Origin of the sequence: Micromonospora sp. WMMD714, from assembly GCF_029581315.1 — a bacterium.
In the GTDB taxonomy this organism is placed as follows: domain Bacteria; phylum Actinomycetota; class Actinomycetes; order Mycobacteriales; family Micromonosporaceae; genus Micromonospora; species Micromonospora rifamycinica.
On record NZ_CP120744.1, the window covers coordinates 2,597,140 to 2,612,239 of the forward strand.

At 75.5% G+C, this 15,100-nt stretch carries 12 protein-coding genes; 1 reads left to right on the forward strand and 11 read right to left on the reverse strand.

Annotation, left to right across the window (positions count from 1 at the left end; all coding sequences use genetic code 11):
- Positions 1-227: 227 nt before the first annotated feature.
- Together O7625_RS11660 and O7625_RS11665 are read right to left on the reverse strand one after the other, a co-directional pair.
- A complete protein-coding gene (locus O7625_RS11660) occupies positions 228-2,840 on the reverse strand; it encodes a transposase (protein ID WP_282345832.1) in 2,613 nt (870 codons plus the stop codon).
- Between the two features lie 41 nt (positions 2,841-2,881).
- Complete coding sequence (locus tag O7625_RS11665; protein WP_282346915.1) at positions 2,882-3,862, reverse strand: DNA primase; 981 nt, start codon at positions 3,860-3,862, stop codon at positions 2,882-2,884.
- 140 nt (positions 3,863-4,002) lie between these two features.
- Here O7625_RS11665 and O7625_RS11670 point away from each other — a divergent pair, with 140 nt between their 5' ends.
- Complete coding sequence (locus O7625_RS11670; protein WP_067304711.1) at positions 4,003-4,344, forward strand: helix-turn-helix transcriptional regulator; 342 nt, start codon at positions 4,003-4,005, stop codon at positions 4,342-4,344.
- A 161-nt stretch (positions 4,345-4,505) separates the two neighbouring features.
- Here the strand turns inward: O7625_RS11670 and O7625_RS11675 are convergent, their stop codons facing one another.
- From O7625_RS11675 to O7625_RS11715, 9 genes are all read right to left on the reverse strand, one after another.
- A complete protein-coding gene (locus tag O7625_RS11675) occupies positions 4,506-5,177 on the reverse strand; it encodes a permease prefix domain 1-containing protein (protein WP_067304708.1) in 672 nt (223 codons plus the stop codon).
- A gap of 67 nt (positions 5,178-5,244) precedes the next feature.
- The gene (gene cydC / locus O7625_RS11680) at positions 5,245-7,065 is read right to left on the reverse strand and encodes a thiol reductant ABC exporter subunit CydC (RefSeq protein WP_348774002.1); all 1,821 of its coding nucleotides are present in this window, start codon (positions 7,063-7,065) and stop codon (positions 5,245-5,247) included.
- Complete coding sequence (cydD, locus tag O7625_RS11685) at positions 7,062-8,909, reverse strand: thiol reductant ABC exporter subunit CydD (RefSeq protein WP_282345834.1); 1,848 nt, start codon at positions 8,907-8,909, stop codon at positions 7,062-7,064. The genes cydC and cydD overlap by 4 nt, the downstream gene beginning before the upstream one ends.
- Positions 8,906-9,913, reverse strand: a complete 1,008-nt coding sequence (locus O7625_RS11690) for a cytochrome d ubiquinol oxidase subunit II (protein ID WP_282345835.1) — start codon at positions 9,911-9,913, stop codon at positions 8,906-8,908. Before O7625_RS11690 ends, cydD begins: the two co-directional genes overlap by 4 nt.
- 10 nt (positions 9,914-9,923) lie before the next feature.
- On the reverse strand, positions 9,924-11,174 hold the full coding sequence (locus O7625_RS11695; protein WP_282345836.1) for a cytochrome ubiquinol oxidase subunit I: 1,251 nt from the start codon (positions 11,172-11,174) through the stop codon (positions 9,924-9,926).
- 112 nt (positions 11,175-11,286) lie between these two features.
- Entirely contained in the window at positions 11,287-12,192 is a 906-nt protein-coding gene (locus tag O7625_RS11700) for a M56 family metallopeptidase (protein ID WP_282345838.1), read from the reverse strand.
- A 10-nt stretch (positions 12,193-12,202) separates the two neighbouring features.
- Positions 12,203-12,658: a BlaI/MecI/CopY family transcriptional regulator gene (locus O7625_RS11705; RefSeq protein ID WP_282345840.1), complete on the reverse strand. Its 456-nt coding sequence runs from the start codon at positions 12,656-12,658 to the stop codon at positions 12,203-12,205.
- Between the two features lie 169 nt (positions 12,659-12,827).
- Complete coding sequence (locus O7625_RS11710) at positions 12,828-13,652, reverse strand: aldehyde dehydrogenase family protein (RefSeq protein ID WP_282345842.1); 825 nt, start codon at positions 13,650-13,652, stop codon at positions 12,828-12,830.
- Positions 13,645-15,096, reverse strand: coding sequence for an aldehyde dehydrogenase family protein (locus O7625_RS11715; protein ID WP_282346916.1), 1,452 nt, complete (start codon positions 15,094-15,096; stop codon positions 13,645-13,647). The genes O7625_RS11710 and O7625_RS11715 overlap by 8 nt, the downstream gene beginning before the upstream one ends.
- Positions 15,097-15,100: the final 4 nt, after the last annotated feature.

The following is a 15,100-nucleotide window of genomic DNA, read 5'->3' on the forward strand; positions in this document are numbered from 1 at the left end:
TAGGGACGGCCAGAGGGCCGGGCTGCCCGCGGGGACGGCCAAACCGCCGGTCGTGTCCGAGGGAGATGGTCAGAGCGCCGGTCGTGTCCGAGGGGACGGCCAGAGCGCCCGCGCCCGTCGGAGCGCACACCCGGCATGTCCGTCGGGTCGCCCGCCTCAGGGGAGCCGGCACCACAGCGACCGGCCGGACACACCATCTCGGTGTGCCCGGCCAGCGTGGGTTTTCGTCAGGACCGGTAGCCGGCGGAGCGGAACTCGTACTCCCGGTCGTCGTCCCGCTCGGTCGGATCCCGGCTGAAGTCCCAGCCGCCGGCGGCCTCACGCCCCGGCCGACCGCCGACCGCGAAGCCGCCGATCTCCTGTCCCCGCCGCCAACCCCGGAAGTAGCCGGTGGTGTTCTCGGCGAGGCTCGCCGCGTCCCGGACGATGCGCAGCGGACGCTCCTCGCGCAGCGGTGAGCCGGGCACCAGGTTGGCCTGGGGAACCCGCTTGGGCAGCCCGGCAGGGGTTTCCGCACCCACCGCCGGACGAGCCACCTTCTCGGCGGCCTGCCAGCCGGTGTCCGCGGTGGACGACCACTCCAGGTCGCTCTCGTCGCCGTGCCCGACGAACCACGCCGACTTGGCCTGGGCGAAGATCAGCAGATCACCGTCGCCCTCGTCGGAAACCGGCGGCGGCCGGTGCTCCATCGGCGGGGGACGACGCTCGGCCGGCTCCGGCCGACGGTCCAGGCTGGCCCGTTCGCTGCGGATCGGCCGCTCGGGACGGTCCAGGGGTTCCGGCCGGTCGGCCCGGTCGAGGCGCTCGGGGCGGTCGAGGCGGTCGAGGCGCGCGGCCCGGTCGAGGCGCTCGGGGCGGTCGAGCCGCCCGGGACGGTCGACCCGGGCGGGGCGGTCCAGGTGTTCCGCCCGGTCGAGGCGTTCCGGACGCTCGGACCGGCTGGGCCTTGCGGACCGGCCGGCCTCCTCCCGGTCGACCAGGCGCAGGGGCGGAGTGTCCAGGTGCGTGTCGGCGGTGTCGAGGCCGTCCCGTAGCGCCCGGTCGGCCAGCGGCGGCGGCTCCACCAGCCGCAGCATCGGCGGCTCCTGGGGCAGGTCGTCGGCGAGCCAGGGCGGGGTGACCCGACGCCCGGCCCCGGGGTCGGCAGGGGCGTCCGCCGGGCGGCCGGCCCGCTCACCGTACGCCGGGACCACCGGGTTGTCGGCGGAGCTGGCGGCCGGGTCCTCGGGGTTGTTGACCAGCGGCCAGTTCGCCCGCGAGCCCGGCGGGGCGGTGGGCTCCGGCTCGGGGCGGGAGATCGGCACCGGCACGTTCAGGTCGGTCGCGCTGAAGCCGCCGGTGGGCGTCGAGAGCGCGCCGGTCGTCTTGGGCCGGGGCGGGATCACGGTGCGCTGCCGTTCGGCCCGGGCGTTGTTGATAGCGGCCGTGGTCAGCGTCGGCCGGAACGGCTCACCGGCCTCGGCGGGCGGCACGTTGCCACGCTGCGCCGGGGCGATCGGCGTGATGCCCGGTGGAGGCGGCGGTGGGGCCGAGACCGGCCGGTTGGCCGGTGCGTCCATCCCCCGCCGGATCGGCGGGATCATCGTGGTCGGGGCGTCCGACGCCGATCGGGCCGCCGGGTCGACGCGTCCGGGTGGTGCCGAGGTCGGCAGCGTGGACACGGCCGCGGGGGTCACCGGGCGGGGAGCCACCGGCGGCGGGGCGACCGGGGCGGGGGCGACCGGCGGCGGACCGAGCGGCCGGGGTGCGGTCGGTGTCGCCCCGCCGGGGACCGGCTCGGGGCGGCTGCGCCGGCCGGTCGGGACGGGCGGCGCCGGCTCGACGGGCCGCAGTGGACGCAGACCGGTGCCGGTGCCGCTGATGCCGGTCAACTCGCCGACCTGCTCGCCGCGGCGGGCGGCGGCCCGGCGGCCCGGCAGCGGGCTCGGGGCGCTGACCCGGGTGCTGAGCGCGCTCACCAGCGCCTCGCAGCCGGCGTCGCACGCACGTACCGCGGCGACCGACTGCCGGACGGTCTCGGCCACGGCGGAGGTGAGCGCCCGGTTAACGGTGGCCCGGCGCGGCGTCTCGGCGATGGCCACCCGTAGCGCGGTGACCGCCGCCTCGATCTCCCCGGCCTCGGCCACTCCGTCGGCGGTGAGCTGCGCGGTCACCGCGTCGGCGGCCACCGACAGGTCGCGGCCCCGGGCCGAGGTCCCGCCGAGCATGTTCGGCTCGGGCAGCGCGTCCAGGACGGCCAACGCCACCGGCTCGGCCGGGTCCGGGTACGCCCGCAGGGCGGCCGGGTAGAGCTCGCGGAGCACCTCGCGCAGCGCCACGGCGGCGGAGTGCCGGCCGCTGGACAGCGCGGCGTGCGCGGCGAGGACCTGCTTGAAGCCGGCCAGATCCCGGGAGGCCGGGAGGGTGACCGCGGAGAGCGCGCCGGCCTGGAGGGCGCGGGCCAGGCCCACCGCCCGCCGTTCGGCCGGCGCGGACTGCATCTCCTCCAGGGAGTCGTCGTCGGCGAACCGCTCGGCGAAGTCGTCGACCGAGTCGTCGTCGGCGATGGCCAGTGGACGACCGGCCGCGCTCAGCAGCGAGGTGACCGCGTGGTCGTCGCTGTCGGCGGCGATCGCCACGCCGCTCGGCCCGCCCGACCGTTCCACGAGGAGCGTGACGAGCTGGGCGTAGCCCGCCGCGTCGTCACCGATCTCGTAGACATGCAGCAGACGGCCTGCGTCGTCGACCACGGCGTACGTCAGCGTCGATCCGGCCGAGGCCGGTCGGTCGGCCGGATCTGCCGAGGCCAGACCGCAGTACACGCGCACGAGCGCCACGGCGTCGTCCTCCTCCCGGGACACAGGTCTATTCTCTGCCAGCCACTGATGCTCCCCGCTCAGGGTCAGTCGCGCCAGTCCACGACGGCAGAGATCTTGCCGACAATGGTGCGCCATCCCAGACTTGCGGTCTGTGCCCCGATTTTCTTCAGCCGCCTACGGCCGAGAAATCCACCGACTCCGCCGTTGACAGAAGCGCGGAGCGCCTCGTCGAGGTCGTCCAGGCTGGAACCGGCCGAGAGCATGTCGAGCACGGCGGGTAGCCGCAGGGCATAGGACAGGTCACGGGCCACCTCGCCGGCCTCGATAAGGAGGGTCGGATCCCACGTGTCGTGCCCGCCGCGCAGGTTCTCGACGACCAGATCGAGTTCGTAGGTGTCCTCGTCGCGCGGGGCGATGTCGGCCGGCTCCACCCGTTCGGACAGTTCATTCCAACCGTCCAGTTGAGATAGATCGTTGGGTGCGCCGGACCGGATGAAGGTGACGAGCGATTCGGGCGTCTTGAACAACAGCAGCCGGCCCTTGTGGCTCAGGAAGACCGGCACCTCCTCGTCGTCGTCCTCGTCGGCGCTGTCGGCGTCAGCCTCCGCGGCGTCGTCGTCGGCGTCGGTGTCGGCGGCGTCGCGCTTGCCGTCGGCGTCGTCCTTGCCGTCGCCGTCCTTGCGGTCGTCGTCCTTGCGGTCGGCGTCGTCCTCGTCGTCCCCGGCCGAGAGGGCGGCGAACTCCTCGTCGAGGATCACCACCTCATCGTCGTCCTCGGTCTCGACGACCTGGCGGCGGGCCAGGAAGGGGTCGTCCTCGTCGCGCTCGGCGACGTCCGTCGGGGTCAGCTCACGCGCGGGCCGGTACGCCCGGAGCGTGAAACCGGTGCCGGCGGGCAGGGCGATCTCGACCGGGTCGATGGCGAACTCGTCCCAGAGCGAGCGGTCGACCGTGCCGGGCTCCAGGTCCGGCCCGTCGGTGTCGCCGAGCTCGGGTTCGTCGGCGTCGGGCCGTTGGGGCGACTGGCGGGCCACGCTGACCTCCGTGTGCGTCGGGTTGCCCACTTGGCGGCACCGCGGCTGCCAAGTGACTCTGGGCACATACCCTAATGGGCGTCCGTCCATCGGCCGACCCCGCACCCCGACGGCGGTCGAAACCGGCGACCGCTGGCGGTCCGACCGACTGACAAGTAGCGTAACTACGCATGAAGGCTCAGGCGCTGCACGGCCACCTCGACGCCCTGCTGCTGGCCGTGCTGGAGCAGGGCGAACTGCACGGTTACGCCGTCATCGAGGCGCTGCGCGCCCGCAGCGACGGCCAGCTCGACCTGCCGACCGGCACCATCTACCCGGCGCTGCGCCGACTGGAGCGGGCCGGGCACGTGGCCAGTTCCTGGAGCACCGTCAACGGCCGGGAGCGGCGTACCTACCGGCTCACCGACTCCGGTCGGGGCGCACTGGCCGGCGAGCGGGCCGGCTGGCGTGAGTTCAGCGCCACCGTCGGCCGCTTCCTCGACCCGGCCGGCCCGGCTCCCTCACCCGCCTGATCCCCGTGGCCCGGCCACGGCCGGGCTGCCCCCGGCCCGGCTCCCTCACCCGCCTGATCCCGCCGCCCGGCCACGGCCGGGCCGCCCGCCCGCCCGGCGCCGCCGCCGGTCGTCGGAGGCGACCCGGGGCATCCGGTCGCCACGGTGTGCCGCGTCGCCGGTCAGCGAGCGGCGGTCAGCCAGGAACGGGTGGCCCGGAACAGCGAGAAGTGCGCGGCACCGGCCAGCACCGCACCGACGATCATCGGCGGCCAGGTCACGGCGGCTTCCCACAGCCCGACCGACCAGCCGAAGAGCGCCGTCCCGGCGACCGCACCGAAGGCGAGCGTGCCGACCAGCCCCAGCCCGAGCAGCCGACCCGCCGGCGTGCCGGCCCGTCCCCGCCGGGCCGCCCAGCGTCCGGACAGCAGGATGGCCAGCGCCAGCCCGGCCACGGCCAGCCAGACCGCGTTCAGCGACGCGGAGAGCAGCTGGTAGCCGGCCGGAGGAGGCGTCCCGCCGTCACTCCAACTCGACCCCTGCCAGGTGAGGTCCCCGCCGGCCGACAGCACCACCGCGATCCCCAGCGCCCGCCGGGACAGCCCGCGCAGCGCCCCGGCGGCCAGCTCCGCCTGGTACGCCGGGACCAGCTCGCCCGGCGTCCCGAAGTCGGCCACCGCACGCCGTTCGGCCTCCCGCGCCGGCAACCCCCCGTCCCGGTACGCCTCGGTCGCGTCGTGCAGCGCGTCCCGCACCTCGCGGAGCAGTTCGGTCTTCATCCGCTTCGGGCCGTGCAGCCGGGACGTCAGGTCACGGAGCCGCTCGTCGATCCCCACCTCGTCGCAGGCGCGCATGGCACCACCCTGCCACGGCCGGTGCCCCGGCGCGTCGGGGAGATTCCCGGACCCGCGTCCCGGTCGGTCAGGGTGTCAGGGCCAGGTATCCGCGCTCGGCGGCCTGCTGGAGCAACCACTGGTCCCGGTACCAGCCGGGGCTCGCCACCAGGTCGGCGTGCCGTCCACGTTGGATGACCCGTCCGGCGTCCAGGACCACGACCTCGTCCAGCCCGGCCAGCCCGCTGAGCCGGTGGCTGATCAGCAGCACCGAGTGCCCGACGGGGGTGGCCGCCAGCGCCCCGGCGAGCACCGCGTCGGCGGCGGCCGGGTCGAGGCCCTCGGTCGGTTCGTCCAACACCAGCACGCCGGGGGCGGCGAGCAGTGCGCGGGCCAGCGCGAGTCGTTGCCGCTGCCCGCCGGAGAGCTGCCCGCCCTCCTCGCCGACCAGGGTGTCCCAACCGTCCGGCTGCTCCCGTACCCAGTCCAGCAGGCCGGCGGCCCGGCTCGCGTCGGCCAGCTCCGCCTCGCCCGCGTCGGGTCGGCCGAGCAGCAGGTTCTCCCGTACCGAGGCGTGGAAGACGTACGCCTCGGCGAGCAGCCCGCCGATCGCCCGGGGCAGCTCCTCGGGCGGGTACGCCGACACGTCCCGCCCGGCCAGGGTGACCCGGCCGGCGTCGGGCACCACCGCCCCGGTCAGCACCGCGGCCAGGGTGCTCTTGCCGGCCCCGCTGGGGCCCACGACGGCGATCCGCCGGCCGGCGGGCAGGTCGAGGTCGATCCCGGCCAGGGCGGGCGCGGCACCCTCCCGGTAGCGCACGACGACCCCGTTGAAGCGGACGTCGTACCCGATCGTGGTGGCGGCGTCCGGGGCCGCCGGCTCCGGGCGTCGGGGCGGCCGGGGCGCGGGCTCGCCGAGCAGGGCGGCGACCCGGGACAGGCCGGCGCGGAGCTGGGTGCGCTGCCGGGCCGCGCCGACCAGCGCCAGCGCGATCTCCACGGCGGCGAGGGCACCGATCGCGAGTACGCCCACCAGCACCCCGCCCACCTGCGCACGGAGGGCGGTGAGCACGACCCCGGCGGCGGTCAGTCCGGCGACCAGCACCCCGGCCGCGTCCACCGCGAACCCGGTCGCGGCGAGCCGGCGCTCCAGCCGGGCCAGCCGGTCGGCGCGGCGGGTGGCGGCCCGTAACGCCTGGCCGGTGGCCCCGAAGGCGGCCAGGTCGGCGGCGCCCTGGGTGAGGTCGACGGCGTCGGTGGCGAGTGCCCCGCGCAGCGGCGCCACCTCGTCGGCGGCCCGTCGGGTCAACGTGGTGGCCAGCATCGGCAGCGCCACCCCGGCGACCAGCAGGCCGACCGTGAGCACCCCGGCGGAGGGCAGCGAGATCAGCGCGGCCCCGCCGACGGCGACGACCCCGACCAGGGCCGCCGCCGCCCCCGGGACGAGCACCCGCAGCAGCAGGTCCTGGACCGCCTCCACGTCGGAGACCAGCCGGCTCAGGGCGTCGCCGGTGCGGGGGACGGCCCGGCCGGGGCGGGCGGCGAGGGTGGCGAAGACCCGGGCGCGGACGTCGGTGACCAGGCGTAGGACGGCGTCGTGGCCGGCGAGTCGCTCGGTGTACCGCAGCACGCCCCGGCTGACGGCGAGCGCCCGGACGGCGACGATGGCGACGGTGAGCCGGTCCAGCGGTGGCTGGCCGGCGGCGCTCATCAGCAGCCAGGTGGCGGTGGCCATCAGGGCCAGCCCGGCGAACTCGGTGGCCGAGGCGAGCAGCCCGGCCCCGAGCAGCCGACCCAGGTACGGTCGGGCCAGCCGCAGCACCACCCGCTCGGGCCGTTCGACCCGGGTGGCCCGCTCGGTGGGGGCGGCCCGTGCGGCCCGCTCAGTGGGGGCGGGACCGGTGCTCATCGGCTGGCCTCCCCGGCCGGGGTCGGGGTCAGTTCGGTCACCCGGCCGGCGGCGACGTGCAGCACCCGGTCGGCGTCCGCCAGCAGGGCCGGCCGGTGCGCCACCAGCAGGGCGGTACGACCGGCCACCAGTCTCCGGGTGGCGTCCAGGACGACCGCCTCGCTCGCGGTGTCCAGCCGGGCGGTCGGCTCGTCGAGCAGCACCAGTGGGGCGTCCCGGAGGAAGGCGCGGGCCAGGGCGATCCGCTGCCGCTGGCCGCTGGACAGCCCGTGACCACGCTCGCCGAGCAGGGTGTCCAGCCCGTCGGGGAGGGCGCGCACGACCTCACCCAGGGCGGCGTCGGCGACCGCGCGGGCCAGGGCGGCGTCCGGGGTGTCGGGGGCGCCGAGCCGGATGTTGTCGGCCAGCGTGGCGGCGAACAGGTGGGCCCGCTGTGGCACCCAGGCGATCTGCCGACGCCAGTCGTCGGGGTCGACGTCGGCGAGGTCGACCCCGTCGACGGTGATCCGGCCGGCGGTCGGGGTGACGAAGCCGAGCAGCAGGCCGAGCAGGGTGCTCTTGCCGGCGCCGCTCGGCCCGACGATGGCGATCCGTTCGCCGGGCCGGACGGTGAGCGTGACGTCCCGTAGCGCGGTGGCACGTGGGTAGGCGACGGTGACGTCGTGGAACCGGATCTCGCCGGCCCCGGACGCCGTCCGGGCGGTGCCGCCGGCCGGGGAGGAGCCGGCCGACGCCGTGGCGACCGGACCGGCGGCTGCGGCGCCGGTGGCCCGGGTGGCGGCGGCCCGGGTGGCGGCGGTCCCGGTCGCGGTGGCCCCGATGGCGGCGGTCCCGGTGGTGGTGGCCCCGGCGTCGGCGGTCCCGGTTGCGGTGGTCCCGGGAGCGGCCGGTCCGCCGGGCACGGCGGAGACGGTCAGCGCCTCGTCCAGCGCGGTGAGCCCCTCCATGCTGGCGTGGAACCGGCTGCCGGCGACCCGCAACGGCAGGTACGCCTCCGGGGTGAGCAGCAGCACCAGCAGCGCGGTGGCCAGGGTGATCCCGCCGTCGAGCAGCCGGATGCCGACCGGCACCGCGACCAGCGCCACCGACAGGGTGGCGACCAGCTCCAGCACCAGCGCGGAGAGGAAGGCGATCCGCAGGGTCTTCATGGTGGCGGCCCGGTGCCCGTCGGCCATCCGGCGGACCACCTCGGTCTGTGCCCTGGCCCGACCGAACGCGCGCAGGGTGGGCAGCCCGGCGATCATGTCGAGGAAGTGCCCGCCGAGCATCGACAGCCGCCGCCACTGCCGTTCGGTGGCGGCCTGGGCCTGCCAGCCGAGCAGCGCGCCGAAGACCGGGATCAGCGGAAGGGTCAGCACGACGATCAGCGCCGAACTCCAGTCGGCGAGGACCAGCCGGGCGAGCACGGCCGCCGGCACGGTGACACTGAGCACGAGCTGGGGGAGGTAGCCGGTGAAGTAGGCGTCCAGCGCGTCGAGGCCGCGCCCGGTGAGGGTGGCGAGCTGCCCGGCCCGCTGGCCGGCGACCCAGCCCGGACCGTGCCGGCCGACGGCGGCGAGCAGGTCGGCGCGGAGGGTGGCCTTGACGGTGGCGGCGGCCCACGCGGCGACGGTGCCCTGCCCCCAGGTGACCAGGGACCGCGCGCCGACGGCGACAACGAAGCCGGCCAGCGCGACGGTGTCCAGCCGCCCGTGGATGCCGGTGGCGAGCACCGTGGCCAGGGCGGTGGCCTGGGCGACGACCAGCAGCGCGGTGAGCCCGCCGAGGGCCGCGAGCACGGCGAGGTCGCGCCGGGCCCCAGGAACCCGGCGCAGCAGACGCGGGTCGAAGGGACGGCGGTTCACCAGTACACCGGTGCCCTGCCGTCGGTCCGTCCCCGGAACACCCACCAGCACATCGCCTGGAAGCCTAGTAGGGCCGGCAGGAGGGGCAGCGCCAGCCAGCCCAGTAACCGCAGGGTCGGCCCACTGGCCGCCGCGTCGGCGACACCCAGCGTGGCCGCCGGGTCGACGGTGGAGACCAGCGCGGCCGGCCAGAGCGCCGCACCGGTCACGGCCACCGGCAGCGCCAGCGCCGCGCCGGTGGCGGCGAGGGCCACCCCGGGCCGCCCGCGGCCGAGCGCCGCCCGGGCCACCAGCAACGCTCCGACCAGCGCCACCACCAGCAGTACGGCGGGCAGCGGCTGGCGGACCGTGGCGCGTACCCGGTCGGCGAGCAGGCCCAGCGCGGTGGCCGCGCCGACCGCGGCGAGTGCCCCGGTGACCAGCCGGCGGGCCAGCCGGGCGGTGGCCGGGGCGTCGGCCGCCGGCAGCCGCAGGGTGAGGAAGGTCGCACCGTGCGCCGCCACCAGGGCGACCAGCGCGAGCCCGGTGGCGGCGACGAACGGGGTCGCCAGGTGGGTCACCCCGGTGACGTGGCCGTCGACCGCCTGCGGTACCCCCTGGAGCTGCCCGGCGAGCAGGGCGCCCCAGCCGTACGCGGCCAGCGCGCTGCCGGCCGCCACCACCCGCTCCCAGCCCTGCCGGGCGGACGCCCCGGTGACGCGACTGCGCAGCTGTACGCCGACGGTGACCAGGATCACCCCGGCCAGGGCCCCGGCGACGGCGGGGTAGTGGCCGGAGAGGAGTTCCCCCTCCAGGGTGGGGAAGGCACCGAAGAGCAGGCCGACGGCGGCCACCAGCCAGACCTCGTTGCCGAGGAAGAACGGGCCGAGCGCGGTCAGCGTGGCGCGGTGCGCCGCCGGGGTGCCGCGCCGGGCCAGCAGCAGCCCGACCCCGTAGTCGAGGCCGCCGAGGACCAGGTAGCCGGCGAAGAAGAGACCGAGCAGGGCGTACCAGACGGGTGCCATCGGGGTCCTCTCAGGCGAACGCGGGGGTGGGCCGGGGCTCGGTGTCGAGGGCGTCGGGCGGTCGACCGAGCGCCGGGTCGGCCGCGCCCCGGGCGGCGTGCCGGGCGAACAGCGTCCAGTTGGCGACGGTGAGCCCGCCGAGGAGCAGGCTGAAGCCGATCAGCGAGGCGAGCATCAGGCCCGGGTCGACGCCGGAGACGGCCCGCTCGGTGGGGAGCAGCCCGTACGCGGCCCAGGGCTGCCGGCCGACCTCGCGGGCGAGCCAGCCGAGGATCACCGCGCCGAAGGGCAGCGGCAGGGCGAGCAGGATCAGCCAGAGCGGGAAGCGCAGTCGGATCGCCCAGTCCCGCCAGAGCAGCGGCAGCAGCAGCCAGACGCCGCCCAGCAGGAAGCCGATCAGGATCATGAAGCCGAGCCCGACGCCGGAGAGCGCCGGCGGGGTGTAGTCACCCGGCCCGAACCGTGTGGTCCACTCGGCGATCCGGGCGTCGGCGGTCGGGCCGCCGTCGAACTTGGTCGGCTGGAACTCGCCGACCGGGCCGAACTGGGCGAAGCCGAAACCCTGCACCAGGCTGACCGCCAGGGCGGCGGTGACCAGCCCGATCCGCAGCCCGGTGCGGTGCAGGGTGAAGTCGGCGGTACGCCGCAGCAGGTGCCCGGCGCTCACCGCGGCCATCAGCATGCCGCCGGTGAGCAGCCCGGTGGCGAGCACGTGGCCGAGGGCCATACCGAGGGTGGGGTTGCGCAGCAGCGCCCCGAAGTCGGTGAGGTGGGCGACGCCGTCGCGTACCCGGTAGCCGACCGGGTGCTGGAGCCAGGCGTTCGCCACCATGATCCAGAAAGCGGAGGCGTACGCGGTGAGCGCGACCCCCCAGAGCAGCGCCAGGTGCACCCCGCGTCGCAGCCGGTGCCAGCCGAAGATCCACATGCCGAGGAACGTCGACTCCAGGAAGAACGCGACGAGCGTCTCGATCGCCAGTGGGGCGCCGAAGACGTTGCCTACGTAGCGCGACAGGCCGCTCCAGTTCAGCCCGAACTGGAACTCCATCAGGATGCCGCTGGCGATGCCGAGCACGTAGTTGATCACGTAGAGCTGGCCCCAGAACCGGGTCAGCCGTTCCCACCGCGGATTGCCGGTGACGAACCAGGTGGTCTGCATGCCGACCAGCAGGGTGACCAGCCCGAGGGTGACCACGACGAAGAGGAAGTGCAGGGAGGTGGTGGTGGCGAACTGCAGGCGTGCGAGGAGCAGGGTGTCCATGACCGCTCTCCAGGGGTTGGCTCGCTTTTTGTAGCGAGCCTACACGTAGCTTGTCTACCTATCGGGCCGCGTGTCGTCCCCGAACGGGACGGGTGCCACCGGGAGCGGGGTGTCAGCTCAGGAAGAGGGAGATCGGGAGCGCGGCCAGGGTGGTCGTCAGCGCCAACGCGGCGGCACCGAGCAGCCGGGGTGGCCGGTCGGCGACCAGCAGCCGCTGCACCCGGACGTCGAGGTCGCGGTCACCCATGCCCAGCGCGCCGGCCGGGGTGACCCGGTCACCGGCGGCGGCGAAGCGCCGCAACGCGCCCGCCAGCGGTGCCTCCGCGTGCAGCGAGCGCGCCTTGTCGTCGGCCCGCATCTCGACCAGCAGGGCCACCCGGTCGTGCGCGGCGCGGACCCAGCCGAACCAGGGCAGCGCCCGGCGCAGCGCGGTGAACGGGAGCAGCACCAGGTCGTGCCGCTCCTGGGCGTGCGCCCGCTCGTGGGCGAGCACCGCCGCCAGCTCGGCCCGGTCCAGCAGGCTGAGGGTGCCGGCGCTGACCACCACCCGGGGCCGCACCCCGGGCAGGCAGTACGCGGCGGCGCTGGGGTGGTCGAGCACCAGCGCGCCGGGAATCGCCGGATCCCGGCGGGCGACCAGGGTGAGTAGGTCCCGGTGCCGACGCTGGGCGCGGACGGTGGAGTGCACGCTGCGCACGGTGGTGGCGAGCAGCACCGCGCCGATGCCGAAGCCCACCCCGACCAGGGCCAGGTGGACGGCGGTCACCCCGGCCGGGAGGGTGCCGTGGCCGAGATCGTCGGCGAGGGCCAGCAGCGCCCCGCCGGTCGGGCGGTCGTACGCGGTCAGCCCGAGCGCCATCGGCAGGCCCATCGCGGACAGCCCGAGGGCCAGCCCGACCGCCTGCCAGCAGACGATCGCCACCCGGGGTGCCCGCCACGTCCAGGTGGAGGCGGCCAGGACCTGCGCGGTCAGCCAGCAGGCCAGCACCGCCCCGGCGAAGTGCACCGCGTACGCCATGGTGGCCGCCCTACCGGTCCGTCGCCTCGTCGGCGACCCTGGCCCGGCCGGTACGGGGTTCCACGAACTGGTCGGTCGACGCGGCCGACGCCGGCCCGGTCAGCCCCGCCTCCGCGCCGAGCGCTGCCCGCAGCACCTCGGCCTCGGTGCCGGTCACCGAGCGGGCGAAGCGCACCAGCGCGGCGTCCCGGCTGCCGCCGAGGTCCAGGGCGTCGAGCATGAGCTGGGCGATGTGCGCCTCGCGGCTGGCGGCGGCCCGGTAGCGCCAGGCCCGCCCCTCGCGTCTGCGCTGCACCATGCCCTTGCCGGCGAGCCGGTCCAACACGGTCATCACCGTCGTGTACGCCAGCTCGCGCCCGTCCAGTGCCTCGGCGACCTCGCGCACGGTCACCCCGTCCGACGTGCCCGGGACCACGTCCCAGAGCACGTCCATCACCGCCCGCTCAAGATCGCCCAACCGAGTCACCCGGCAATCCTACCCCCGGTAGTACGACCGGCTGTCGGACCTCCCGGCGGGCCGGTACCGCCCCACCGGGTCGTCGCGGCCACCGGTGCGGACCGGCCCCGGTCACGGTCGACCGCCCGGTCGTCGCGCTGGCGGCGGGTCGTCGACCGCACCGGCGTGACCCGGCCGGTCACACCCCCTTGGGGTGCCAGACGGTCTTGGTCTCCAGCAGCGCGGTCATCCGGCCCAGGCCCGGGTCGCCCGTCCAGTCGTGGTCGGTCGGGGTCGGCCGGAGCACCCGCTTGAGGTTCTCCGCCGCCCTGGCCTCCAGGTCGGTCGCCAGCTCGGTGTCGGCCACCCCGGTCAGGTCGATCGCGTTGACGTCCAGGTGCGCGGCGAGCGTCGGCGCGGTCTCGGTGATCCGGCCGGTGAGCAGGTTGACCACCCCGCCGGGCAGGTCCGAGGTGGCCAGCACCTCGGCCAGGGTCACCGCCGCCAGCGGAGCCGCCGGGGAGGCCGCCACCACCACCGTGTTGCCGGTGACGATGGCCGGGGCGATCACGCTGACCAGGCCGAGCAGCGCCGGGGACCCGGGGGCCACCACGGCAACCACCCCGGTCGGCTCGGGCGCGGACAGGTTGAAGTACGGCCCGGCGACCGGGTTCGCGCCACCGTACACCTGGGCGAGCTTGTCGGCCCAGCCGGCGTACCAGACCCAGCGGTCGACCGCCGCGTCCACCTCGTCGGCCGGGACGCCGAGGGCGACGAACTGCTCGCGGCGGCCCTCCAGCATCTCGGCGACGCGGTAGAGGATCTGACCCCGGTTGTACGCGGTCGTCCCGGCCCAGCCCTTGACGGCGGCGCGGGCGGCGACCACGGCGTCCCGTGCGTCCTTGCGGGAGGCCAGCGACACGTTCGAGTCCTGCACGAGATACGTCCGTCCCGACTCGCTGCGCGGGAACTTCCCGCCGATGAAGAGCTTGTACGTCTTGCGTACCGCGACCCGCTCAGACATTGAGGTACGCCTCCAGCCCGTGCCGGCCACCCTCGCGGCCGTAGCCCGACTCCTTGTAGCCGCCGAACGGCGACGTCGGGTCGAACTTGTTGAACGTGTTGGCCCAGACCACCCCGGCGCGCAGCCGGTCGGCGGTCCACAGGATGCGCGAGCCCTTGTCGGTCCAGATCCCGGCCGACAGCCCGTACGGCGTGTTGTTGGCCTTCTCCACGGCTTCGGCCGGGGTGCGGAAGGTCAGCACGGCCAGCACCGGGCCGAAGATCTCCTCGCGGGCCACCCGGTGCGCCTGGGTGACCCCGGTGAAGATGGTCGGCGCGAACCAGAACCCCCGCTCGGGCAGCTCGCACGGCGGCGACCAGCGCTGCGCGCCCTCGACGGCCCCGGCGTCGGACAGCTCCCGGATCCGGGCGAGTTGGGCGGCCGAGTTGATCGCCCCGACGTCGGTGTTCTTGTCCAGCGGGTCGCCGACCCGCAGCAGCGCCATCCGCCGCTTGAGCGCGTCGAGCACCTGCTCGGCGACGTTCTCCTGGACCAGCAGCCGGGAGCCGGCGCAGCAGACGTGGCCCTGGTTGAAGAAGATGCCGTTGACGATCCCCTCGACGGCCTGGTCGATCGGCGCGTCGTCGTAGACGATGTTGGCGGCCTTGCCGCCCAGCTCCAGGGTGACCTTCTTGCCGGTGCCGGCCACCGACCGGGCGATGGCCTTGCCCACCTCGGTGGAGCCGGTGAAGGCGACCTTGTCCACGCCCGGGTGCTCCACCAGCGCCCGGCCGGTGTCGCCCGCGCCGGTGACGATGTTGACCACGCCGGGCGGCAGGTCGGCCTGCTGGCAGATCTCGGCGAACAGCAGCGCGGTCAGCGGGGTGGTCTCGGCCGGCTTGAGCACCACCGTGTTGCCGGCGGCCAGCGCCGGGGCGACCTTCCAGGCGAGCATGAGCAGCGGGAAGTTCCACGGGATGACCTGCGCGGCCACCCCGAGCGGTCGCGGGTCCGCGCCGCCGTGCCGGCTCGTCGACGGCTGGCCGAACCCGGCGTACGACAGCTTGTCGGCCCAGCCGGCGTAGTAGAAGAAGTGCGCGGCGACCAGCGGCAGGTCGACGTCCCGGGACTCCCGGATCGGCTTGCCGTTGTCGAGCGACTCCAGCACCGCCAGCTCACGGGAGCGTTCCTGGATGAGCCGGGCGATCCGGTAGAGGTACTTGGCCCGGTCCCGGCCCGGCATCGGACCCCAGACCTTGTCGTACGCCTTGCGGGCGGCGCGGACCGCCCGGTCGACGTCCTGCTCGCCGGCCCAGGCGACCTCGGCGAGCACCTCCTCGGTGGCCGGGTTGACCGTCTTGTCGAGGCTCTCGCCGTCGACGAATGTGCCATCGATGAACAGCCCGTAGGACGGCCTGATGTCGACGATCGCGCGCGACTCGGGCGCAGGGGCGTACTCGAACATCATG